Annotated in this window: 19 protein-coding genes, 1 tRNA gene and 3 rRNA genes; 18 read left to right on the forward strand and 5 right to left on the reverse strand. The window is 47.0% G+C overall.

The window, feature by feature from the left end:
- Positions 1-12: 12 nt before the first annotated feature.
- A complete protein-coding gene (locus tag MKY44_RS00400; RefSeq protein ID WP_341005686.1) occupies positions 13-603 on the reverse strand; it encodes a TetR/AcrR family transcriptional regulator in 591 nt (196 codons plus the stop codon).
- Positions 604-689: 86 nt separating this feature from the next.
- Here MKY44_RS00400 and MKY44_RS00405 point away from each other — a divergent pair, with 86 nt between their 5' ends.
- The 13 genes from MKY44_RS00405 (at position 690) to MKY44_RS00465 (ending at position 15,190) form a co-directional block, all read left to right on the forward strand.
- Positions 690-1,241 carry a hypothetical protein gene (locus MKY44_RS00405; RefSeq protein ID WP_341005687.1) on the forward strand — a complete coding sequence of 184 codons (552 nt, stop codon included), beginning with the start codon at positions 690-692 and terminating at the stop codon, positions 1,239-1,241.
- A 440-nt stretch (positions 1,242-1,681) separates the two neighbouring features.
- Positions 1,682-3,234 (forward strand): 16S ribosomal RNA (locus MKY44_RS00410).
- 314 nt (positions 3,235-3,548) lie between these two features.
- A 23S ribosomal RNA gene (locus MKY44_RS00415) occupies positions 3,549-6,474 on the forward strand.
- Positions 6,475-6,555: 81 nt separating this feature from the next.
- A 5S ribosomal RNA gene (gene rrf, locus MKY44_RS00420) occupies positions 6,556-6,672 on the forward strand.
- Together the 16S, 23S and 5S rRNA genes form the textbook arrangement of a ribosomal RNA operon.
- Before the next feature lie 367 nt (positions 6,673-7,039).
- Positions 7,040-8,497 carry an IMP dehydrogenase gene (guaB, locus tag MKY44_RS00425; protein ID WP_341005688.1) on the forward strand — a complete coding sequence of 486 codons (1,458 nt, stop codon included), beginning with the start codon at positions 7,040-7,042 and terminating at the stop codon, positions 8,495-8,497.
- 416 nt (positions 8,498-8,913) lie between these two features.
- Positions 8,914-10,302, forward strand: a complete 1,389-nt coding sequence (locus tag MKY44_RS00430; protein ID WP_341005689.1) for a D-alanyl-D-alanine carboxypeptidase family protein — start codon at positions 8,914-8,916, stop codon at positions 10,300-10,302.
- A gap of 216 nt (positions 10,303-10,518) precedes the next feature.
- Positions 10,519-11,109 (forward strand): pyridoxal 5'-phosphate synthase glutaminase subunit PdxT, encoded by a 591-nt coding sequence (gene pdxT, locus MKY44_RS00435; protein WP_341005690.1) that lies wholly within the window; start codon positions 10,519-10,521, stop codon positions 11,107-11,109.
- A gap of 273 nt (positions 11,110-11,382) precedes the next feature.
- Complete coding sequence (gene serS / locus MKY44_RS00440; protein WP_017691327.1) at positions 11,383-12,666, forward strand: serine--tRNA ligase; 1,284 nt, start codon at positions 11,383-11,385, stop codon at positions 12,664-12,666.
- A gap of 197 nt (positions 12,667-12,863) precedes the next feature.
- Positions 12,864-12,952, forward strand: a tRNA-Ser gene (locus tag MKY44_RS00445).
- Between the two features lie 190 nt (positions 12,953-13,142).
- On the forward strand, positions 13,143-13,481 hold the full coding sequence (locus MKY44_RS00450) for a hypothetical protein (RefSeq protein ID WP_036607297.1): 339 nt from the start codon (positions 13,143-13,145) through the stop codon (positions 13,479-13,481).
- 29 nt (positions 13,482-13,510) lie between these two features.
- Positions 13,511-13,687, forward strand: coding sequence for a hypothetical protein (locus MKY44_RS00455; RefSeq protein WP_017691325.1), 177 nt, complete (start codon positions 13,511-13,513; stop codon positions 13,685-13,687).
- Positions 13,688-13,708: 21 nt separating this feature from the next.
- Positions 13,709-13,861 (forward strand): small acid-soluble spore protein P, encoded by a 153-nt coding sequence (locus MKY44_RS00460; RefSeq protein ID WP_036607296.1) that lies wholly within the window; start codon positions 13,709-13,711, stop codon positions 13,859-13,861.
- 234 nt (positions 13,862-14,095) lie between these two features.
- Positions 14,096-15,190, forward strand: a complete 1,095-nt coding sequence (locus MKY44_RS00465; RefSeq protein WP_341005691.1) for a hypothetical protein — start codon at positions 14,096-14,098, stop codon at positions 15,188-15,190.
- 260 nt (positions 15,191-15,450) lie between these two features.
- On the opposite strand, the gene MKY44_RS00470 is transcribed toward MKY44_RS00465, so the two are convergent.
- Complete coding sequence (locus MKY44_RS00470; RefSeq protein ID WP_341005692.1) at positions 15,451-16,020, reverse strand: GNAT family N-acetyltransferase; 570 nt, start codon at positions 16,018-16,020, stop codon at positions 15,451-15,453.
- 43 nt (positions 16,021-16,063) lie between these two features.
- Positions 16,064-16,570: a tRNA adenosine(34) deaminase TadA gene (gene tadA / locus MKY44_RS00475; protein WP_341005693.1), complete on the reverse strand. Its 507-nt coding sequence runs from the start codon at positions 16,568-16,570 to the stop codon at positions 16,064-16,066.
- A 332-nt stretch (positions 16,571-16,902) separates the two neighbouring features.
- Between tadA and MKY44_RS00480 the strand changes: the two genes are divergently transcribed.
- The gene (locus tag MKY44_RS00480) at positions 16,903-19,242 is read left to right on the forward strand and encodes an ATP-binding protein (RefSeq protein WP_341005694.1); all 2,340 of its coding nucleotides are present in this window, start codon (positions 16,903-16,905) and stop codon (positions 19,240-19,242) included.
- An 18-nt stretch (positions 19,243-19,260) separates the two neighbouring features.
- On the forward strand, positions 19,261-19,962 hold the full coding sequence (gene rluF, locus MKY44_RS00485) for a 23S rRNA pseudouridine(2604) synthase RluF (RefSeq protein ID WP_036607293.1): 702 nt from the start codon (positions 19,261-19,263) through the stop codon (positions 19,960-19,962).
- 213 nt (positions 19,963-20,175) lie between these two features.
- Here the strand turns inward: rluF and motB are convergent, their stop codons facing one another.
- Together motB and motA are read right to left on the reverse strand one after the other, a co-directional pair.
- Complete coding sequence (gene motB / locus MKY44_RS00490; RefSeq protein ID WP_341005695.1) at positions 20,176-20,994, reverse strand: flagellar motor protein MotB; 819 nt, start codon at positions 20,992-20,994, stop codon at positions 20,176-20,178.
- The gene (gene motA, locus MKY44_RS00495; RefSeq protein WP_017691317.1) at positions 20,981-21,781 is read right to left on the reverse strand and encodes a flagellar motor stator protein MotA; all 801 of its coding nucleotides are present in this window, start codon (positions 21,779-21,781) and stop codon (positions 20,981-20,983) included. Before motA ends, motB begins: the two co-directional genes overlap by 14 nt.
- A gap of 234 nt (positions 21,782-22,015) precedes the next feature.
- Between motA and MKY44_RS00500 the strand changes: the two genes are divergently transcribed.
- From MKY44_RS00500 to rbsK, 3 genes are all read left to right on the forward strand, one after another.
- Positions 22,016-22,309, forward strand: coding sequence for a hypothetical protein (locus MKY44_RS00500; RefSeq protein WP_074092938.1), 294 nt, complete (start codon positions 22,016-22,018; stop codon positions 22,307-22,309).
- Positions 22,310-22,559: 250 nt separating this feature from the next.
- The gene (locus MKY44_RS00505) at positions 22,560-22,856 is read left to right on the forward strand and encodes a 4a-hydroxytetrahydrobiopterin dehydratase (RefSeq protein ID WP_341005696.1); all 297 of its coding nucleotides are present in this window, start codon (positions 22,560-22,562) and stop codon (positions 22,854-22,856) included.
- Between the two features lie 44 nt (positions 22,857-22,900).
- Positions 22,901-23,884 carry a ribokinase gene (gene rbsK, locus MKY44_RS00510; protein WP_341005697.1) on the forward strand — a complete coding sequence of 328 codons (984 nt, stop codon included), beginning with the start codon at positions 22,901-22,903 and terminating at the stop codon, positions 23,882-23,884.
- Positions 23,885-23,891: the final 7 nt, after the last annotated feature.

Raw genomic sequence — 23,891 nt, forward strand, 5'->3', positions numbered from 1 at the left:
GGTTTTTTTGGTTTAACGGCACAAGGAAGCAAGATGCAAAGTGAGAACATCGTCCATAAGTTTGGCATTCATCTGATCCGGTCTAAGCACGGTATGTATGCCTAAGCCATCCACGAGTGCATACAATCTTTCAATCTCCAGTTCTTTGTCCAGATCGGCTCTGGAGAGGTCGAGCTTTATCAGGTAGGCGATAACAGAGCCTACAGCTTGTCTGAGTTCATCATATACGGTATTAGCAAGTTCTTTGAGTGTAGGATCGGTTTTCGATCTGGCTGTAAAAGCGTACCACACCTCCATCTCGGCCAGTTTTTCTTCTGTGTTTGGTAAGAATTCGAGCAATAGGCATTTCATATTGTCCATGGGAGAGCCGGTAAAGGACATTTTTTGGACTCGTTGAGACACCCGTTCAGATACCAAATTCATGGCATATCGTAGTAGTTCCGATTGAGTAGAAAAGTAGTGACGCATCGAACCGACCGAAACTCCAGCTTCTTCAGCGATATTCCGAACAGAGGCCTGTTCCATGCCATCTCTTCGTATAATACGCCAAGCTGCCTCGGCCACGAGCACGCGCTGTTTATCGTGATCAACAATTTTAGGCATAGGCATATTATATCACTATTGATTATTATAATACATACGTGCTAAATTATATTTAATACAATTGTATCAAAAAAGGAGAGGCTGAAATGATTGGTTATTTCATTATAGGTTGTGAGATTGCCTTTTGGGTGTTTGTGTTCGCGGGTCTGAGTGTCAGGTATCTCTTTGGCATGAAGCGAATAGGCATCGGTTTGTTAATGGCGACGCCGGTTATCGATCTGTTATTGCTGGTAGCTACAGTTATGGATCTACAGCGAGGAGCTACAGCAAGTATGATTCATGGTATAGCTGCGGTGTATATAGGAGCAAGCATTGCCTATGGTCACCAGATGATCGCTTGGGCGGATCGATATTTCCTATATTGGTTCAAAGGTGGAGAAAACCCTCGTAGTAACAAGTTATATGGTAGAGAACATGCGAGTCGTGAGCGTAGTGGATGGTTTAGACATCTATTGGCTTGGGCTATAGGAAGTGCTTTTCTATTCGCCATGATATGGTGGATTGGAGATGCTGAACGTACAGCTGTTTTCAATAATCTGATCAGAGTGTGGGGAATGATACTCGGAATCGATTTTCTGATAAGCTTTAGTTACAGTTTATGGCCAAGAAAGGTTCCTGCTAGGAATGTTAAACATTAAAAAGTTAGGTGGACGTGCGTATGAAGTTGCTAAGTTGGGAGAATAACATATGTACGTCCGTATTAGATCAAACCGATTGTTAAATATAGTTTCAAAAAAAGACTTGCATTCAATATCTGTACATGGTATATTCTAATTCCGGCCAAGAAAACACGGTTTACACGGTGCGGCAAGCAAATGAAATAAGCTTCGAAAGAAACTTGAAAAAAGAGCTTGCAAAGTTGGTTCGGATGTGATAAGATATAAAAGTTGCTGAAGAGAACGACATTCGGTAACGAAACAAGTTTGATCTTTGAAAACTGAACAACGAGTGAGTAAACATTCTGCTTGCAGAATGAACGCAAAAGTTTGAAACATGCCTTGGCTTGAATCGACTGGAGCACAAATGAGATTTTTAATCTCGTCAGATTCAAAATGAGCTTATCGCTCTTTTCAATACTTTATTGGAGAGTTTGATCCTGGCTCAGGACGAACGCTGGCGGCATGCCTAATACATGCAAGTCGAGCGGACTTGAAGAGAAGCTTGCTTCTCTGATGGTTAGCGGCGGACGGGTGAGTAACACGTAGGCAACCTGCCCTCAAGTTTGGGACAACTACCGGAAACGGTAGCTAATACCGAATAATTGTTTTCTTCGCCTGAAGGAAACTGGAAAGACGGAGCAATCTGTCACTTGGGGATGGGCCTGCGGCGCATTAGCTAGTTGGTGAGGTAACGGCTCACCAAGGCGACGATGCGTAGCCGACCTGAGAGGGTGATCGGCCACACTGGGACTGAGACACGGCCCAGACTCCTACGGGAGGCAGCAGTAGGGAATCTTCCGCAATGGGCGAAAGCCTGACGGAGCAATGCCGCGTGAGTGATGAAGGTTTTCGGATCGTAAAGCTCTGTTGCCAGGGAAGAACGCTTGGGAGAGTAACTGCTCTCAAGGTGACGGTACCTGAGAAGAAAGCCCCGGCTAACTACGTGCCAGCAGCCGCGGTAATACGTAGGGGGCAAGCGTTGTCCGGAATTATTGGGCGTAAAGCGCGCGCAGGCGGTCATTTAAGTCTGGTGTTTAATCCCGGGGCTCAACCCCGGATCGCACTGGAAACTGGGTGACTTGAGTGCAGAAGAGGAGAGTGGAATTCCACGTGTAGCGGTGAAATGCGTAGATATGTGGAGGAACACCAGTGGCGAAGGCGACTCTCTGGGCTGTAACTGACGCTGAGGCGCGAAAGCGTGGGGAGCAAACAGGATTAGATACCCTGGTAGTCCACGCCGTAAACGATGAGTGCTAGGTGTTAGGGGTTTCGATACCCTTGGTGCCGAAGTTAACACATTAAGCACTCCGCCTGGGGAGTACGGTCGCAAGACTGAAACTCAAAGGAATTGACGGGGACCCGCACAAGCAGTGGAGTATGTGGTTTAATTCGAAGCAACGCGAAGAACCTTACCAGGTCTTGACATCTGAATGACCGGTGCAGAGATGTACCTTTTCTTCGGAACATTCAAGACAGGTGGTGCATGGTTGTCGTCAGCTCGTGTCGTGAGATGTTGGGTTAAGTCCCGCAACGAGCGCAACCCTTATATTTAGTTGCCAGCATTTCGGATGGGCACTCTAGATAGACTGCCGGTGACAAACCGGAGGAAGGTGGGGATGACGTCAAATCATCATGCCCCTTATGACCTGGGCTACACACGTACTACAATGGCCGGTACAACGGGCTGCGAAATCGCGAGATGGAGCCAATCCCAACAAAGCCGGTCTCAGTTCGGATTGCAGGCTGCAACTCGCCTGCATGAAGTCGGAATTGCTAGTAATCGCGGATCAGCATGCCGCGGTGAATACGTTCCCGGGTCTTGTACACACCGCCCGTCACACCACGAGAGTTTATAACACCCGAAGTCGGTGGGGTAACCGCAAGGAGCCAGCCGCCGAAGGTGGGATAGATGATTGGGGTGAAGTCGTAACAAGGTAGCCGTATCGGAAGGTGCGGCTGGATCACCTCCTTTCTATGGAGAATCGTTTCCTGCAACGGAAACATTCAAATATGCAGCTCAGCTGCAAAACACTCACTCGTTGCTCAGTTTTGAGAGCTCAAACTCTCAAACAGCTTGCTTTTGCATGGAGCTTGTTCTTTGAAAACTAGATATCGAAACGAAACAAACGCGAATTAGAACATTCCTTTAAGCTGATCTTGTGTAAACAAGTGAAGTGTTTATAAAGGTAGTTAAATTGCTTTTGTGATGGTATCGGGTGAGAGCGACTTTTGGATTTGGACGTAGTCCAAACCAAGGGAAGCGAGCGACCGAAACCGGAACAAAATGGTTAAGCTACTAAGAGCACACGGAGGATGCCTAGGCGCTAGGAGCCGATGAAGGACGTGGCGAACAACGAAACTGCCTCGGGGAGCTGTAAGCAAGCTTTGATCCGGGGGTGTCCGAATGGGGAAACCCAGCTGGGGTAATTTCCAGTTACTCACAACTGAATACATAGGTTGTGTAGAGGCATACCAGGGGAACTGAAACATCTAAGTACCCTGAGGAAGAGAAAACAATAGTGATTCCGTCAGTAGCGGCGAGCGAACGCGGAGAAGCCCAAACCAGAGAGCTTGCTCTTTGGGGTTGTGGGACGTCTCACATGGAGTTACAAAGGAACCGGTTAAGCGAAGAGGTCTGGAAAGGCCCGCCAAAGAAGGTAAAAGCCCTGTAGTTGAAAGTCTGTTCCCTCCGAGACGGATCCCGAGTAGTGCGGGGCACGTGAAACCCCGTATGAATCCGGCAGGACCATCTGCCAAGGCTAAATACTTCCTAGCGACCGATAGTGAAGCAGTACCGTGAGGGAAAGGTGAAAAGCACCCCGGAAGGGGAGTGAAATAGAACCTGAAACCGTGTGCTTACAAAAAGTCAGAGCCCGTTTTAGGGGTGATGGCGTGCCTTTTGTAGAATGAACCGGCGAGTTACGTTCCCGTGCAAGGTTAAGGTGAAGAGCCGGAGCCGCAGCGAAAGCGAGTCTGAATAGGGCGACATAGTACGTGGACGTAGACCCGAAACCGGGTGATCTACCCCTGTCCAGGGTGAAGGTGCGGTAACACGCACTGGAGGCCCGAACCCACGCATGTTGAAAAATGCGGGGATGAGGTGGGGGTAGCGGAGAAATTCCAATCGAACTCGGAGATAGCTGGTTCTCCCCGAAATAGCTTTAGGGCTAGCCTCGGAAAACAGAGTCGTGGAGGTAGAGCACTGATTGGGTGCGGGGCCCGCAAGGGTTACCAAGCTCAGTCAAACTCCGAATGCCATAGACTTACTTCCGGGAGTCAGACAGTGAGTGCTAAGATCCATTGTCAAAAGGGAAACAGCCCAGACCATCAGCTAAGGTCCCCAAGTGTGTGTTAAGTGGGAAAGGATGTGGAGTTGCACAGACAACCAGGATGTTGGCTTAGAAGCAGCCACCATTGAAAGAGTGCGTAATAGCTCACTGGTCGAGTGACTCTGCGCCGAAAATGTAACGGGGCTAAACACACCACCGAAGCTATGGCTTGATGCTTTGCATCAGGGGTAGGGGAGCGTTGTATAAGGGTTGAAGGTGTACCGTAAGGAGCGCTGGACATTATACAAGTGAGAATGCCGGTATGAGTAACGAAAAGATCAGTGAGAATCTGATCCGCCGAAAGCCTAAGGGTTCCTGAGGAAGGCTCGTCCGCTCAGGGTAAGTCGGGACCTAAGGCGAGGCCGAAAGGCGTAGTCGAAGGACAACAGGTCGAAATTCCTGTACCACCGTAAGCCGTTATGAGCAATGGGGGGACGCAGTAGGGTAGTGACGCGGACTGATGGATGTCCGTCTAAGCAGTGAGGCTGATGTGTAGGCAAATCCGCACATTGTAAGGCTGAGCTGTGATGGGGAGCGAAAATTATAGTAGCGAAGGTCATGATCTCACACTGCCAAGAAAAGCCTCTAGCCAGGTGATGGTGCCCGTACCGCAAACCGACACAGGTAGGCGAGAAGAGTATTCTAAGGCGCGCGGAAGAACTCTCGTTAAGGAACTCGGCAAAATGACCCCGTAACTTCGGGAGAAGGGGTGCCCCGGTAGTGTGAATAGCACGAGGGGGCCGCAGTGAAAAGGCCCAAGCGACTGTTTAGCAAAAACACAGGTCTGTGCGAAGCCGTAAGGCGAAGTATACGGGCTGACGCCTGCCCGGTGCTGGAAGGTTAAGGGGAGTGGTTAGGAGCAATCCGAAGCTGTGAACCGAAGCCCCAGTAAACGGCGGCCGTAACTATAACGGTCCTAAGGTAGCGAAATTCCTTGTCAGGTAAATTCTGACCCGCACGAATGGCGTAACGACTTGGGCGCTGTCTCAACGAGAGATCCGGTGAAATTTTAATACCTGTGAAGATGCAGGTTACCCGCGACAAGACGGAAAGACCCCATGGAGCTTTACTGCAGCTTGATATTGAATTTGGGTACGATCTGTACAGGATAGGTGGGAGCCTTTGAAGCATGAGCGCCAGCTTGTGTGGAGGCAACGTTGGGATACCACCCTGATCGTATCTAGGTTCTAACCTGGTACCGTAATCCGGTGCGGGGACAGTGTCAGGTGGGCAGTTTGACTGGGGCGGTCGCCTCCTAAAGAGTAACGGAGGCGCCCAAAGGTTCCCTCAGAATGGTTGGAAATCATTCGAAGAGTGCAAAGGCATAAGGGAGCTTGACTGCGAGACCTACAAGTCGAGCAGGGACGAAAGTCGGGCTTAGTGATCCGGTGGTACCGCATGGAAGGGCCATCGCTCAACGGATAAAAGCTACCCTGGGGATAACAGGCTTATCTCCCCCAAGAGTCCACATCGACGGGGAGGTTTGGCACCTCGATGTCGGCTCATCGCATCCTGGGGCTGAAGTAGGTCCCAAGGGTTGGGCTGTTCGCCCATTAAAGCGGTACGCGAGCTGGGTTCAGAACGTCGTGAGACAGTTCGGTCCCTATCTGTCGTGGGCGTAGGAAATTTGAGAGGAGCTGTCCTTAGTACGAGAGGACCGGGATGGACGTACCGCTGGTGTACCAGTTGTTCCGCCAGGAGCACCGCTGGGTAGCTATGTACGGACGGGATAAACGCTGAAAGCATCTAAGCGTGAAGCCCCCCTCAAGATGAGATTTCCCAGTATGTAAGACCCCTTGAAGACGACGAGGTAGATAGGCTGGGGGTGGAAGTGCAGCAATGCATGGAGCTGACCAGTACTAATCGGTCGAGGGCTTATCCAAATAGCAAGTGATAATTCGCATGTTTCGTTTCGAATCTAGTTTTCAGAGAACAACACTCTGAAATGTAAGCTAAGCTATGCGTTTGGTGGCGATGGCGGAGGGGTTCCACACGTACCCATCCCGAACACGACCGTTAAGCCCTCTAGCGCCGATGGTACTTGGACCGCAGGGTCCTGGGAGAGTAGGACGCCGCCAAGCAAAGAACCACTGCCGATGTTATTCGGTGGTGGTTTTTATTATATAGTTTTATTATGCAGTATGGGATTAAAATACAGATTGAATTTGTTAATTTATCAGCACAATAGGATATATAAATGTAACGTTATTCGATACGAATTGACGTTTTTTTGCGTAATAACTAGACTTGTCCGCTCTGGAAAAACAGTTGTGTTCATCAGGCAATACACCTGATATAACCAAGTACTTTTCCTTGACAGTCTAAATATCGCTTTGCTAAGATGGCAATAATAAATTTTTCAGAAAACGTATTTTCGGCGTAAAATACAGCCTGGAATCTTCGGGTTTTGGACCGTAAAGCTGAGCAAACATAAGGAGGAACACTTGCGTGTGGGAAGATAAATTTGGTAAGGAAGGCCTCACCTTTGATGATGTATTGCTAGTGCCACGGAAATCCGAGACACTGCCTAAAGAAGTAGATGTATCTATTCGTTTGAGCGATAGTGTAAAGCTAAATATTCCTTTGATTAGTGCGGGTATGGATACAGTAACTGAAGCGACATTGGCTATTGCCATTGCACGTGAAGGTGGTATCGGTATTATCCATAAAAATATGTCGGTTGAACAACAGGCAGAAGAAGTAGATCGTGTTAAGCGTTCGGAGAGTGGTGTTATTACAAACCCGTTTTCACTGACGGCAGATCATCTGGTATCTGATGCAGAAGCAGTAATGGCGAAATATCGGATCTCCGGTGTACCTATTATTGAAGGAGATCAGAAGCTGGTTGGTATTTTGACCAATCGCGATTTGCGTTTTATCCATGATTACGGCATCAAAATTAGCGAAGTCATGACTCATGAGAATCTGGTTACCGCTCCTGTAGGCACTACACTACAAGAAGCTGAAGGTATCCTTCAGAAGCACAAGATTGAAAAACTTCCATTAGTTGATGAGACAAACACGTTGAAAGGTCTTATCACAATTAAAGATATTGAGAAAGCCATTCAATTCCCTCATGCAGCCAAAGATGCTCAAGGCCGTTTGTTGGTTGGTGCAGCGATTGGTATTTCCAAAGATACATTTGAACGTGCAGATGCTTTGGTACAAGCTGGTGTCGACCTGATTACGGTAGACTCGGCTCACGGACACCACATCAATATCATTGAAGCTGTACGTCAGCTTCGTGAACGTTTCCCTAGCCTGACCATCGTTGCAGGTAACGTCGCTACTGGCGCTGCCACTCGTGACCTGATCGAAGCAGGGGCTTCGGTAGTCAAAGTAGGTATTGGTCCAGGTTCGATTTGTACAACACGTGTTATCGCTGGTATTGGTGTACCTCAAGTAACTGCAGTCTACGATTGTGCAACAGTGGCACGCGAATATGGAGTTCCGATTATCGCGGATGGCGGAATTAAATATTCTGGTGAAATTACGAAGGCACTGGCTGCAGGCGCACACGCGGTGATGCTGGGAAGTTTGTTTGCCGGCACAGCAGAAAGCCCGGGAGAAACTGAAATCTTCCAAGGACGTAGCTACAAAGTATACCGTGGTATGGGTTCAATGGCTGCAATGAAACAAGGTAGTAAAGATCGTTACTTCCAAGATGATGACAAGAAACTGGTTCCGGAAGGAATCGAAGGTCGTGTTGCTTACAAAGGACCATTGTCTGATACGATCCACCAACTGATTGGTGGTCTGCGTTCGGGTATGGGATACTGTGGTACAAGTAACTTGGAGCAACTTCGTAACGATACAGGCTTTATCCGAATTACAGGTGCGGGACTGCGCGAAAGTCATCCCCATGATGTACAGATTACCAAAGAAGCACCTAACTACTCGTTGTAATCTGAAGAGAGTTAATCATTTCCAGGACAGGCTCGGTGATTTTCACCGGGTCTGTCTTTTTTTGCAGATACCCCTGTGATAGAATAGAACAAGCGGTGACGATCCATGGATGGATTAAGGCGTTGCGGCGGCTATTTGACGTGAATCTATGAATATGGTTTTGAAAAGCAAATGCAGTGCCAGAAAAGGCTGCCAGTTAAACAGAAGCGCGGACGTCCTTTTACATAAGCATTTGCAAAATGCGGACTAAGTGACAATCGATAACGAACTTTAGGAGCAATAATATTGCTCGTTCGATACAGCGCATATAGCACACATCTCATACATCATACACGCAGGTTAGGGAACAAGAAAATCGCAGCATAAGCTGCACTGAAGCAATTAACAATGCTTTGGATCGAAGGGAGTATTCATCATTGAAAGCCAAACACATGAATAAAAAGAAACGCCAAATGCTCAAAAAGAGCGTAGCCTCGGTAATGCTAATTAACATGCTTTGTATGTCTGCAGTAATGCCGGTCATGGCTGCTGCGGACAACTCCGGTCAGGTTCTGACTGCTGCGGCAACAACAACGAAGACGGAGAAAGCTGTACAGGTGCCTGGGGTAGACTCGCTTGGGCTTGAGGTTAGATCTGCGGTGCTAATGGAAGCCTCAACGGGACAGATTCTACTAAATGTTGATGCGGATAAAGCAATGCCACCTGCCAGTATGACCAAGATGATGACAGAGTACATTGTCGCAGAACAGGTCAAACAAGGTAAATTCGGTTGGGACGATATTGTAACTGTTAAAAAGAATGCTGCACAAAGTATCGGGTCGCGTATTTTCCTCGCAGAAGGTGACCAGCACACAGTTAAGGATCTCTATATAGCTATGGCTGTTGGCTCTGCCAATGATGCTACGGTTGCTTTGGCTGAACATGTTGCCGGTTCGGAAGAAGCTTTCGTGAAAATGATGAATGATGAAGCGAAGCGTATGGGCATGAGGGATACGTTCTTCATCAACTCTTCCGGTCTAGACCGAGCAGATATGCCTGCCGACTTCCGTCCAGCTGAAGACAAGGAAACAGTGATGTCCGCAATGGATGCTGCGATTCTGTGCAGATATATCATCATGGATCACCCGGACTACAAAGATTTTACAACCATTCAATCCTATAAGTTCCGTCCAAATGATAAAGCTCCAATTATCAATTACAACTGGATGCTGGAAGCGAATAAAAATATAACCAATTTCAAAAGCTATGCCTATGAAGGTCTGGATGGAATGAAAACAGGCCATACCACGAACGCAGGTAATAACTTTACAGGTACAGCAGAACGTAACGGTATGCGTCTAATTAGTGTTGTTATGGGCACAGATTCGGAATCCGCACGTTTCAGAGAAACTAAAAAGGTATTGGACTATGGATTTAACAACTTTGAAGTGAAGCAGGCTGTTGCAGGCAAGACCAAAGTGACGGGCTGGGAAGCAGTACCTTTGAAAAAAGGTAAAGAAACAACTGTTCCTGTCGTAACAGATAACGCGGTAAGTTTCGTTGTTCCCAAAGGTACTCAGAACCTGGATGTGACGTTCAAAGCCAACGTAACTGAGGCTGACAAGCTGGTAGCACCAATCAAGGCAGGTACAAAGGTTGGTACAGTAACGTACACGTATAAAGCAGATGGAATTGAGCCACAGGAAAAAACAGTGAACTTGATCACTGCTGAAGAGGCTGAAAAAGGTGGATGGTTCCGTTTGTTCTTCCGTGCCGTGAAGGATTTCTTCGTGGATCTTTTTGACGGAATCAAAAACCTGTTCTAACCCTTAGCAAACTTCATGGAAAGAGTATGATCATGATTTTAATGTTACATGATCATATCATTGACAAAATACAAGTTATTCCGACCGGATGGATTGTATATTTACAATTTTTCCGGTAAAATATCAAGTTAGAATTCACGTATGATGAAGTAAAAAAGTACAATGTTCGTTTACCGTATGCAAGATCGTGGCTGGTAAGAGAAGGGGAATGAGCGTATGAAGATCGGCGTTTTAGCACTTCAAGGAGCTGTCACAGAGCATATTCGAAGTATTGAACGTGCTGGAGCAGAAGGTATAGCTATCAAACAGGTTCAGCAATTGGAGGACTTGGATGGTCTTATCCTTCCTGGCGGGGAAAGCACGACGATCGGTAAACTGATGCGCAAGTATGGGTTTATGGATGCCATTCGGGCGTTTGCTGCTGAGGGCAAACCGGTATTTGGTACCTGTGCTGGCTTGATCGTTATGGCTAAACACATTGCAGGGCAAGAAGAAGCTCATTTGGAGCTAATGGATATGACTGTATCCCGAAATGCATTTGGACGGCAGAGAGAGAGTTTTGAGACGGATTTGCCAGTCAAAGGCATTGAGGAAACGGTAAGGGCTGTATTTATACGGGCGCCCTTGATCGAAAGTGTCGGAGATCAGGTGGAGGTTCTCTCCACATATAAGGATGAGATTGTTACGGCTCGTCAGGGACATTTGCTGGCTTGCTCCTACCATCCAGAATTGACGGATGACTATCGTCTGCATACTTATTTTGTAGACATGGCCAGATCCTACAAAAACACGGTAGACTCTAAATAATGCATGATGTACAACCTATGATCTCCCGGTCATCGGATGACTTCCCCAGAAGCCGTGTAAGGCCACTGGTTGGCAGTTGCATCTGAACGGATGCCTGATGTTGCCTGTATCTGCTTCATAGCGGGAATCGCAGCGGAGGGTGACAAGGGGGATATAGGTTGTTTTTTGGGTTACAGGTTCCGATAAGTATATAGTATGGTGTATACAGTAGAGTTTGGAGAATGGATTTAACATAAGGCTTCACGTTGTGAGGTTATTTAGGAGGGGTATAACGTGCTTGATGTGAAAATATTGCGGAATGAGTATGCACGTGTGGAAGAAGCATTGACTAAACGTGGCAAATCGCTGGATCTTATCGCTGGATTTACCGAGATGGATGCCAAGCGTCGGGAATTGCTTCAAGAGAGTGAAACACTGAAGAGCCGTCGGAATACAGTTTCCGCGGAAGTTGCTAGACTGAAGAAGAATCGTGAGAATGCTGATGATCTGATTGTGGAGATGCGCGAAGTCTCTGATCGAATCAAAGCCATGGACGAAGAAGTTCGGGAACTGGAAGTGAAGATCAATGATCTCACAATGGCAATTCCTAATATTCCTAACGAAAGCGTACCTATTGGAGCTTCTGAAGACGACAATGTTGAGATTCGTCGTTGGGAAGAGCCGAAGTCATTTACTTTTGCACCAAAAGCACACTGGGAAATTGCGCAGGATCTCGATATTCTTGATTTTGAGGCGGCTGCCAAAGTAACAGGTTCCCGTTTTACCTTTTATAAAGGATTAGGCGCACGTCTGGAACGTGCATTGATTAACTTCATGATGGATCTGCACAGCGATCAACATGGATATGAAGAGATTCTGCCTCCATACATCGTTAATCGGGATAGCTTGTTTGGAACAGGTCAACTGCCTAAGTTCGAAGAAGACCTGTTTAAGTTGAAAGATACCGAATATTATCTGATCCCTACTGCTGAAGTTCCGGTAACGAACTATCATCGCGAAGAGATTCTGAATGTAGATCAATTGCCTAAGCACTTTGTGGCATACAGCTCTTGTTTCCGCTCTGAAGCCGGTTCGGCTGGACGGGATACACGCGGATTGATTCGTCAGCATCAATTCAACAAAGTAGAGCTGCTCAAGCTCTCTACTCCGGAGACTTCGTATGAAGAGCTGGAGCAAATGACTCAAAATGCGGAGCGTGTGCTTCAATTGTTGGGCTTGCCGTATCGCGTCCTGACATTGTGCACGGCAGATATGGGCTTCACTTCAGCTAAAACGTATGATATTGAAGTATGGTTGCCTGAGAGCAATACCTATCGTGAGATTTCTTCGTGCTCCAACTGTGAGGATTTCCAGGCACGTCGTGCCAATATCCGTTTCCGCAGAGAACCAAAAGCGAAACCTGAATTTGTTCATACATTGAACGGGTCAGGATTGGCCGTTGGACGGACTGTAGCCGCTATCCTGGAGAACTATCAACAGGAAGATGGTACGGTTGTCATTCCTGAAGCATTGCGTCCTTATATGGGCGGTGCAAGTGTGATTGCACGTCGCTCTTAAGTAAGAGTTAGCTAACCATCCTCATCAAGGGGAATACAAATTCAATCCGTCATTTCGGAATGGCGGATTGGAGTGTTTTGTATAACTGAGGCAGTTGTCTGATACGGGATCATAATTTTAATATAAAAAGGTTGCATTATAATGTCGAGATGTGGTATGATACTTTTCGTGGCAAGTTTATAAAAGTTAATTTCCCTGGAGAGGTACCGAAGCGGTCATAACGGGGCGGTCTTGAAAACCGTTAGGGGGCAACTCCACGTGGGTTCGAATCCCACCCTCTCCGCCATACTACACTTATAACAAGGATTCGAGCGATCTCGCTCGGGTCCTTTTTTGCGTTTAGTTTGTCCAGCATAGTGAGCATACAGGTTAGTGACCGATGTATATGTTGCTCAGTACAACGTTATATTTTGAATAAGTCTAATATGTATAAAAACATCTTAATCGCCGCACTTTATAGGAGTGGAGGTGGTAAGATGAACCGCGAGTTAAACATCGATCAGACAGAGCTTGTAGGGGCCTGGCAAGAACGTTTGCCTCAAGTCCTGAATGTTGGAGACCAGGCTCAGGTAATGGCCGATGAAGCCGATCAGCAGGCGATTCGGATACACATTGCTACAGCAGGGCACGAGATGTACTCTTTTGATTTCAAATGTGCATATGTCGATTCCCGTGAAGTCAGCGTACAGCTGATTGATGTGGAACGGGATGGACGAACGACGGATGAGCGTACAGAACCGATTCAGGAACTGGCTCACGATTATACACGGCACATTCATGAATGCGCCCAGTCGTTACAATCCCAGACGAGATAATAGCCTGAAATCTGAAGGAGTGAACTCAATTGACTAAAGCCAAAGCGGGAGTAGACAAAAACCTGCAAAATGTAGTCGATGATCTGGAGCAGCCTGCCGTAAACAGTCATCATGCCCAGCAAATTCAGCAAGATATTAATGATCGCCGTCATCAGGATGCACTGAATCATGACAAAACGGAAGATAGGGACCCATCCCATTCCTAACAATGATGAGGGGGCAATAATATGAGCAAACCAAAAACAATTCCCGTACCGGAAGCGCAAGCATCCGAACAGCATCGTCATTCATCCAAACGCTCTTCCATGCAGGAACCATTATCCGGTTCCAAAAAAGTAAAAAATCAAAATCATGTGGATCATTTGAATCCTCAAGGTTAATAGAAGAAACAGATTCACGCAAAAGTCCCTTGTTACCTAACAGGGGGCTTTTGCGTATTCATACATATATAAAGACAGGCACACGCATATTCCCAAAGCTGACATAGGTCTTTGTAGCCATTTTAAAGAGGAAAGATCACATTTTTCCCAAATTAGGTTTCGGTATCTGTTGATATGGTATATCATTGATATTGAATTACTTTTTTTGGGGTTATCACGAGAGGAGAGAAACAAATGACTAAACGTATGGGGGCGCTTCTTCTTACGTTGCTGTTGACCGTATCTATGGCATTGACAGCATGTAGCAGCAAGCAGGAACCAAAAGAGGCATTGAAGACGGCTGCGGCCAATGCTTCCAAATTGACATCGTATGAGATGAGTTCCAACTTTACAATTAATGAATTGAGCTATAAACCTGGGGATGCGTCACAAACTGATCCTACTATGACTCAGTTTATGAGCATGCTGAAGGATGCTCAGTTGAATGTAACAGGTGTATACCAAAGTGAGCCTATGCAGACAGAGATGACTCTTGGCATCGAGCTTAAAGGCGACATGGGTATGACCTTTAACATCCCAATGGTGATGACGGCTGAGAAACTCTATGTGAAAGTGCCGAATATTCCGTTCTTCCCGATTCCGGAGAACGTTGTAGGCAAATTCTTGGAACTTGACCTGAAAGAACTGGCTGAGCAAGAGGGTACAGAATGGAACCCGGATGCTATGGACGCAGCCAAAACGCAAAAGCTGAGCAACGAAGTCATGGACGCAGTGCTGAGCGAGTACGATCAAGCTAAATTCTTCAAAAATCTAGACACCAAAGATGCAAAACTTCCTGAGGGTGTAGATGCGAAGCAAGTTGTACAATTCTCGGTGAATAATGACAATGTTAAAGAAGCAGTTACTGTACTGGTAACAAAAGCTATGCCTAAAGTATTGGATATTCTGTCCAAAGAGGAATATCGTGAAATGCTGCAAATGGATCAGGCTGATATCGACAAAGCTAAAGAAGATCTGAAGATCACTGAAGCAGATCAGGCTGAAATGGCTAAAGACTTGGATAAATTGAAAGATGTTCTGACAATCAACCAATTCAACATCGATTTCGCATTGGACAAAAACGACTTCCCTGTATATCAAAAGATGGTCGCTGATTTGCTGATCAAGCCAGAAGGTACAAAAGACGAAGTGAAATTGGCATTTACCGGTTCCAATACGTACACCAAGATTAACGAAAAAGCAGCATTCAAAATCAACATCCCTACTGGCGATGAGGTAATTACTATGCAAGAGTTCGAAGAATTGATGAACGCTTCATACGGATACTAATCTCGCTGAGTTCAAACCGTCTGTGATTCAAGTGAAGGATAATCTCCTTCCGCTTGGGTACAGGCGGTTTTTTTTGCTATACAGCGTAAGGGGGATATCCGCAACATAATTGATCTTTGAAGTTGAATCGTGGCTGGTGATATATACAAATAAAACCGCACTCTCTCCTACATAACTAGGGTAGTGCGGTTTTGAATATTAAATTTGTATATAGTTAAATTGGGAATACAGACAGCTTTATTGGGAAGCTTCTAAATCAATTAATTCGCAAGTTCGTCCAAGTCTTCAGCAAGTACAGCATAGATCTGATGATCCTGATATTTGCCGTTGATCTTGAGGTATTTGCGCGCAGTACCTTCAAACTGGAATCCGTTCTTCTCCAGTACGCGCTGTGAACCTTTATTGGAGGGTAATACCGCAGCCTGAACCCGATTTAACTTCAGCGCACGGAAGCCATAAGCTACGGCCAGTTTAACCGCTGCTGTCATTCGTCCGCCACCCTGATAATCCGGATGGATAAAGTAACCCATATCCGCATAATTGGCAACGCCCAATACGACATTGTTGATACTTACTTGTCCAATCAACAGGCTGTCTTTAATGGTATAGATTCCAAATTGATATCCTGTACCTTCTTCTGCTGCCTTGACCCGATCCTCAATCCGCCGAGTCTGAGCATCCAGTGTATAGAATTCATCGTCTCGCACGGGTTCTACAGCCTGGTATGGGACGCGTGTGATCTGAATCAGGTCCAGATAGGACTGTGTATCCTGGGGTGTGAGCAACCGAAGGCTTATGCCATTGGCTGTATCATAGAGTGTTAGTGCCATTACAGCACACTTCCTTTCTAATTGGGATGTTTGTAGTCGGTGACTACTTTAACTTTTGGCGCAGACTTCTGAAAAATTGAGTTAGCATCGTAGAGCATTCGGGCTGAAGGATATCCGGGATCACCTCGGTGCGATGGTTAAAACGAGGCTCCTGTAGCAGGTTCATCAGTGTACCTGCACAGCCCGCCTTGGGATCAGCCGTACCATAGATGACGCGAGGGACCCTGGATTGTACAATTGCACCTGCACACATTGGACAAGGTTCCAATGTGACGTACAGAGAACAATCCAACAAACGCCAAGCTCCGATGGTCTCGCTGGCCTGACGAATAGCCACCATCTCTGCATGGGCGGTGGAATCCAGTGTAGTTTCACGCAGATTGTATCCCCGACCAATAATTTGGTTATTTTGTACGATTACAGCTCCAATCGGCACTTCCCCAAGAGCCTCAGCTTTGTAGGCCTCAGCAATGGCCTCTCGCATCCAATGCTCATGTTGAGCCTCTTCAGATAAATTCCCAAGATCGGGCTGGAGAGAATGGTCATTCATTACTATATAACTCCTTCCAAAATCGTTTATTCAGCGAACAAATATTCGGGTTGTTAACATGTTGTGTATAGAATTGTGGATAACCGTGTAGTTGCTCACATAGTTATAAACAAACTATCCACAAGCCTGTGGGTATGTGGATAAATATAGTGATTAATTTCATTGTAGAGTTCGAAAATGCAAAAAACAACGAATTTCGAGCTTTTCAGTCATTCGGTAACTTTTGGACACAGGTCAATTATCCTTTTCAAAAAGACATACAAGCGTTATGATGGAGATAGGTTTTGCCATATATCGCCAGAGGGTACAAGCCGAGAGGTGAACAAAAAAACTTGTCTATTAAAACGAAATTATCCATGATTATGTCGTGCTCAGTGCTCGTTATTTTAGTGTTGAATATCGCACTGAGTTATTATACTACAGAAGAGAATCTGAGGCAGGACAGTGAAACCAAGATGGTGCTCACTGCAAAGCAGATTGCAATTGCTGTCGAACAGAATCAATACAGTTCGGATTATGTAAAACGGCAGATTGGAAACAATCTGTGGCTTGCTGCTGTCATGGCAGCGGAAGAATTGGACCCGGATATTAATAATATCACAAATGAAGAACTTGTACGCTTGAGCCAAAAGGTCGGCGTCTCACATATTTCGTTAATGGAGCAGACGGATGATGACATCGTTGTTAGCCGCTCCTCAGATCCGAGAGAAATCGGGCTGTCCACCAAATCCATGACTTATTGGTATCAGGCCTTTAAGCAATTGTTTGAAAAACAACAGGTGACGATTCCCCAAGGGCAGAAGTTGGAGCATTTCTGGTCAGATGGATTCGAATACTCGACATCCAGTCCTTCGGATATTGATATTTGGGGTTACTACCATGATGGAAAGAGAAACTACATAATCAATCCCTTCTATAATAATACGGAAGTTGATGACTATGTGAAAATCTCTAGTCCGGATGAGATTTTAAATAAAATTCGTGAGGTCAATCCCTCCATTCTGGAGATTACAGGCATCAATCCGTTAACTTTTGGCAGCCCGAACATGGGTGATGACGGAAGAGATTCGAACTTTAGCAAGTTGAATAACAGACCGATTCGTTTTGGTACATACCAGTATGGTTCTACGGATGAGGATCATCGTGCTGTGGTGCGCGCCATTCGAACAGGGCAAAATGTATCTTTTGTCAGTGAAACGCACGAACAGAAGGTACTGAAGAGTTTTATTCCCATTTTCACACCCAATCAGTCTTCCTATGTGATCAGTATTGTCATGGACTATAAGCAAATATCCTCCATGGTATCTGAACAGTTGGTGAGCCATGCCTCCATATCGTTGGTTTTGCTGGAGATTGTGATCTTTGGCAGCTATCTGCTCGCAGGGTACATCACACGTCCGATCCAATCCATACTGGGCAAAGTGAATGATGTAGCGGATGGGCACTTTGATTTCCGTCTGAAAGTAAAGAGGAAAGATGAACTTGGCCAACTGGCCAATCGTATTAATGCCATGATTCGTAATCTGGGCCATTATACGAGTCGTCTGAAACAGATGTATGAAGAGAATCGGGCGGTGAAAGAACATCTGGAGTCCATTATCAATCAGACAGCGGATGCCATTCACATTACGGATCTTGAAGGAAAAGTGCTGCGGGTTAACCGCGCATTTGAACAATTATATGGCTTTCGAAGTCGTGAGGTGGAAGGTCGTAATCTGAAGATCATCCCGCCAGAGGCAGAAGAAGAAATGAAACGTCAGCATGCCCAACTCGTTGAGGGGATGTCCATTACGTCCAACGAAACTACCTGGATGAAGAAAGACGGGACCCGAGTAGAGGTCAGTGTCAGTACGGCTCCGGTACGAGACGAGGCTGGAGAGATTACCGCGCTCATTAGTGTCTCCAGGGACATTACAAGCCGTAATCGGATGGAAGAGCTGCTCAGACGTTCTGAGAAGCTAACAACCGTGGGCCAGCTTGCAGCAGGTGTGGCACATGAGATTCGTAATCCACTGACCACGCTGCGCGGATTCCTACAGTTACAGCAAGAGAGCAACAAGCTGAATCATCGTCATCTGGATCTGATGTTATCGGAGCTGGATCGAATCAACCTTATTGTTGGTGAATTTCTGATTCTGGCGAAACCGCAGGCGGTTCATTTTCAGAATCGGGATATTCGTTTTATTCTTGGTGATGTCATCTCGTTATTGGATAGTCAGGCGCATCTGCATGGTGTAGAATTTGTACTGCGTGCCTCATCCGATTCGGCTATGGTACACTGTGAAGAGAACCAATTGAAGCAGGTATTCATCAATTTGCTGAAAAATGGTATGGAGGCCATGCCAAATGGAGGAAACATCCATATCAAGCTCAAGCATGACGAGCAGTCGAAACGCGTCAGAATTGAGATCAGGGATGAAGGCATTGGTATCCCGGAAGAGATGATGCCCAAGCTTGGGGAGCCTTTCTTTACGAATAAAGAGTCTGGAACAGGGCTTGGCCTGATGGTCAGTCAGCGCATTATTCAATCACATAAGGGCATGATGGATATTAAAAGCGTCATGAACAAGGGAACAACGGTTATTATTGAACTGCCTGCATCTGAGCAACAACCGGATGTTATTGAGGTAGATCAGGTAACGGATCAACCACTTACAGATGAAGAGAAATAGATGAGGTGAGATTACCTTTTGCGTATTAATAAATTTATTAGTGAAACAGGTTATTGCTCCCGGCGTGAAGCCGACAAGTTGGTGGATAGTGGTCAGGTAACCATTAATGGAGTTAAGGCTGAACTGGGCAGTCAGGCAGAAGAAGGCGACGATGTACGAATCAATGGCAAGCCGATCAAGGAAAAGAGAAAACACGTATATATCGCGCTGAATAAACCGATCGGGATCACAAGTACAACTGAGCAGCATATTCAGGGGAATATCGTTGATTTTGTCGGGCACGATGAACGTATCTTTCCTATTGGACGTCTGGATAAGGACTCAGAAGGTTTGATCCTGATGACCAATGATGGTGATATCGTTAACCGGATTCTTAGATCAGAAGGGCGCCATGAGAAAGAGTATATCGTTACTGTTGATCGATCTGTAACCCCGAGTTTCCTTAGAGGTATGAGCACTGGGGTGAAGATCCTGGGTGAAATGACCCTGCCTTGTACAGTGACCCGGATGACGGATCGAGTATTCCGTATCATCCTGACTGAAGGAAAGAACCGTCAGATTCGGCGGATGTGTAGTGCCTTTGGTTACGAGGTTCGTAAGTTGAAGCGTATTCGGATCATGAACATCCATCTTGGAGAAATGGCGACAGGTTCATGGAGAGAGCTTACCCCTGCTGAAAAAGCGGAGCTGGGCGGTCTGTTGGACTATTCACTGGAATAGTTGATTCGAGTTCGAGTAATTTAACCGATTAAGCTCTGCTTTCCGTAAGGGAGTGCAGGGCTTTTTGGTATAGGGTCAATGATGACAGGTGAATCTTCCAAAATAGCGTGAAAAAATGTAGAGATAAACCAAGCATAAGCCTTATATAAACCCAAAAGACCGTTCTCCAGGTACAAGGAGAACGGTCTTTGGTTAATGAATCGCTGCAGGCCTCTAGTTTCCTCCGCCAACGGCTTTTACATTGGTATTGTTACTTTGATACTTCCGAATGATAGAAACCTCTACACGGCGATTCTGTGCCCGTCCGGTATTGGTGTCATTGCTGGCAACCGGGTGATACTCTCCATAACCACTTGGTGTGAATTTGGAAGGGTCCAATTGCGTGTTCAGCAACAGGATTTTCAGGAAGTTGAGCGCACGGTCTGCACTCAGATCCCAGTTATCCTTATATTGGTTGTTCGAAATGGGAATATTATCGGTATGCCCGGATACAACCACTTCATATTCAGGGAACTCCTGCAGCATGCTTGAGATTGCTTTGGCCAGGGATCGTGATTCTGGCTTCACATCTGCTCGGCCTGAGGAGAACAGGGCGTTATCACTGATGGTGATCTTCAATTCAGATTGATTCAGCTTGGTGTTCAGCTGGTCCGAAAGTCCGTTCTTCGAGATATACTGGTCAAGCCGTTTCTTGAGCTTCTCCAGATCTTCCTGCTCTTTTTGAGCCATCTGTGCATCCGTTATCTGAGCTGGTGTTTTCTTGGTGATTTCTGTAGGTTCCTGTTTGTTCTTACCCAGATCGGCACCTGGCGTATCCGGATTCATGGACGTATGATCCAGAACACCGGAGCCTCCATTCAATGCACTGCTTAGTGCGGAAGCCATCTGCTCGAACTTGGCTGCATCGAGTGAACTCATGGAGAACAACGTGATAAACAGGGCAAGCAACAAGGTCATCAAGTCAGAATAGGGAAGCAACCAGCTCTCGTCTATATGTTCTTCATGTGGTTCGTGCTTTTTAGCCTTTTTCACCTGATGATCCCTCCTTCTCTTCCAGTTGTTTACGTTCGGAAGGTGTCAGGAATACGGATAACTTTTGGTTGATGGCAATGGTGGATACACCAGACTGTATGGATAACAATCCTTCAACCATCATCAGCTTGATCTCCATTTCTTGCTTGGACATCCGCTTCAGCTTGTTAGACATCGGGTGCCATAACACGTAACCACTAAATATACCAAGGAGTGTTGCGATAAATGCTGCCGCAATCGCATGGGAGAGTTTCTCCATGTCACTGAGATCGGCAAGTGCTGCGATGAGACCTACAACGGCCCCGAGAACCCCGAGCGTTGGCGCGTACATCCCCGCTTGAGCGAAGATCAAGGCACCGCCACGGTGGCGCTCCTCTGTAGCATGAATATCTTCCATCAGTACATCACTTACAAATTCCTGATCGTTGCCGTCGATAATCATACGCATACCGCCACGAAGGAACTGATCGTCAATCTCTTCTACTTTTGATTCCAGTGCAAGCAAACCTTCACGACGGGTAGTGGAAGCCCAATCCATAAACGTGCCGATCAGAGACACTCGATCAATAAGTACTTGATTTTTGAAAATAATCCCGAAAAGCTTAGGGATTTTCTTAACTTCAGACATTGGAAATGCGATAAAGATAGTTCCTGCTGTACCAACAAAGATAATAACGTAGGCTGCCGGATTGTTAACCAGGTTGATTAAGGGCGCACCCTTCAGGAACATACCGAGTACAAGGGAGACCAGCCCAAAAACTAGTCCAATAATCGTTGAAATGTTCATCATACACCTCATCCATGAGATAAAATTGAATCCTTTCAAGCGGCTGTATTCGGGCTTCCGGACGAATTTTTGGCCGCAATCCGTTCAATGTTAAGGCATTCCTTAAGGTTGCTAAAACAGTTAAAACGGTCATATATGTATTTATCGACCAGAAGGCCTTTTTTTTTAAGGGCTATTTTCAGGTATAATAAGATCAAATCCGCTCCTTAGGGGCCGAATAGGAGTGAAAAGCCAATGGGCGTAAAGCATGGACGGGATTATGAAGGAATTTTGACAGATCTGACAACGGCAATCGGACGCATACCGGATCGGTATGTTTTCTTTGAAATGGACGCGGAAGAGTGGGAGAGACTGGCTGCATCTGACCAACTTGAAGTGGATGAGGCGTTGGCGGAGGATTTGTTCTATGCGCTGGGCGAGGAGTCCGTTATTCCGGTTGGAAGTGGCGTGGTCATCCATGATAAGGAACAGCACCGCATTCATATTTTGATCGGGGAAGAAGAGCTGACATTTGTACCTTTAATTTAGTGTGTTTACATGCATTTTCAGGGGTGTAAATGGAATTGGAATTACCCTCAAAGCCTTATGGTTATTGGTTCTATGCCATGTAGTTGATTGGATTTTGAAGCTTGTCCGTGGTAAGATGTTAGTCGTGAAATGGGCCAACCGCATGGCGGTGAGCCTGGCCTTTGAGGTTGCTGTTGATCGCACCGAAGGTGTCGGTGGTTATACGGACGCATGTCTGTAATGTACCATCCTATGGGGAGGAAGATAACGCATGGTTTTTTCGCAAGAGGAAGTCGAAGCTCATCTGGGGAGGCTGGAAGGCTGGGAACTGGAAGAGGGACGGTGGATTGTACGTAAATTCGTGTTCTCCAACTACATGAAAGGGGTTGCATTTGTGGATGAGGTCGCTGCGATCTCGGAAGCATTCAATCATCATCCTTTTATTACGATTGATTATACAACGGTTACGCTGCGTCTCACATCATGGGATGCGGGTGGTATCACATCTGTAGATATCAAGGAAGCAGGGCAATATAACGAAGCTTATGACAAAATGAGGTCGCAATAACGAGGTCGGTTATTATCGCGCGGCCAGAAGTGAGTGAACCATACATGTCAGACTATAATCAGAAACAACCTCTTATTGCTGTCGTAGGCAGTCTCAATATGGATCTTGTGGTGAAGACAGACACGATTCCGGAAGAGGGAGAGACGGTGAGCGGTGAGGAGCTGCATTATCTCGCTGGTGGCAAAGGGGCCAACCAGGCTGTTGCCGCTGCGCGTCTGGGTGGACAGACGACGATGATTGGTGCGGTGGGATCGGACGGTTTTGGCGAACGTCTGCTGCACAGTCTGACGGAAAGTGGTGCAGATGCCTCGCAGGTTCGCATATTGGAAGACACGGTTACAGGGACGGCTTCCATCTGGCTCTCTCGGGGAGACAACCGGATTATCGTTATTCCTGGTGCGAATGGGCAAGTGGTGCCTGAGATGCTGGAAGAGGCGGATACGGTAAAAAGCCTGACTGCAGCCGCAGCGGTGCTGCTACAGCTGGAGATCCCGCTGCCAGCGGTTACCCGCGCCGCCCAACTGGCGGCTGAAGGCAGCGCACTGGTGGTGCTCAACCCGGCTCCCGCGGTGCCGGGTCTGCCCCAGGAGCTCCTGCGGTGCGTCGACGTTGTCACGCCGAACCGCAGCGAGCTTGCCGTGCTTACCGGCCGGGATCATCTCCGGCCGGAAGACCTGGATGCGGCGGTCGCAGAGCTCGCCGCATCTCTCGGGGCCGCTGTCGTCACGACGCTCGGCCCCGAGGGGGCTGTGTACGCGGCGGCGCCTGGTGGCCGCGTACAAGCAGGGCGTGCCGGCGATTGCCGTGCGCCCGGCTACGCCGTAAGCGCCGTCGATACGACCGGCGCTGGCGATTGCTTCAACGGCGCGCTGGCAGTAGCCCTCGCGCGCGGTGAGACTTTGGACGCGGCCGTAGGCTTTGCCATGGGTGCGGCCGCGTTATCCGTGACGAAGCTCGGCGCCCAGTCCGGGATGCCGTCCGCACGTGAAGTTGAGGCCTTTCTGGCTGAGCATGCCGCAGAGGCTTAATAATTGG

Origin of the sequence: Paenibacillus sp. FSL R7-0026 (assembly GCF_038004485.1) — a bacterium.
In the GTDB taxonomy this organism is placed as follows: domain Bacteria; phylum Bacillota; class Bacilli; order Paenibacillales; family Paenibacillaceae; genus Paenibacillus; species Paenibacillus xylanexedens_A.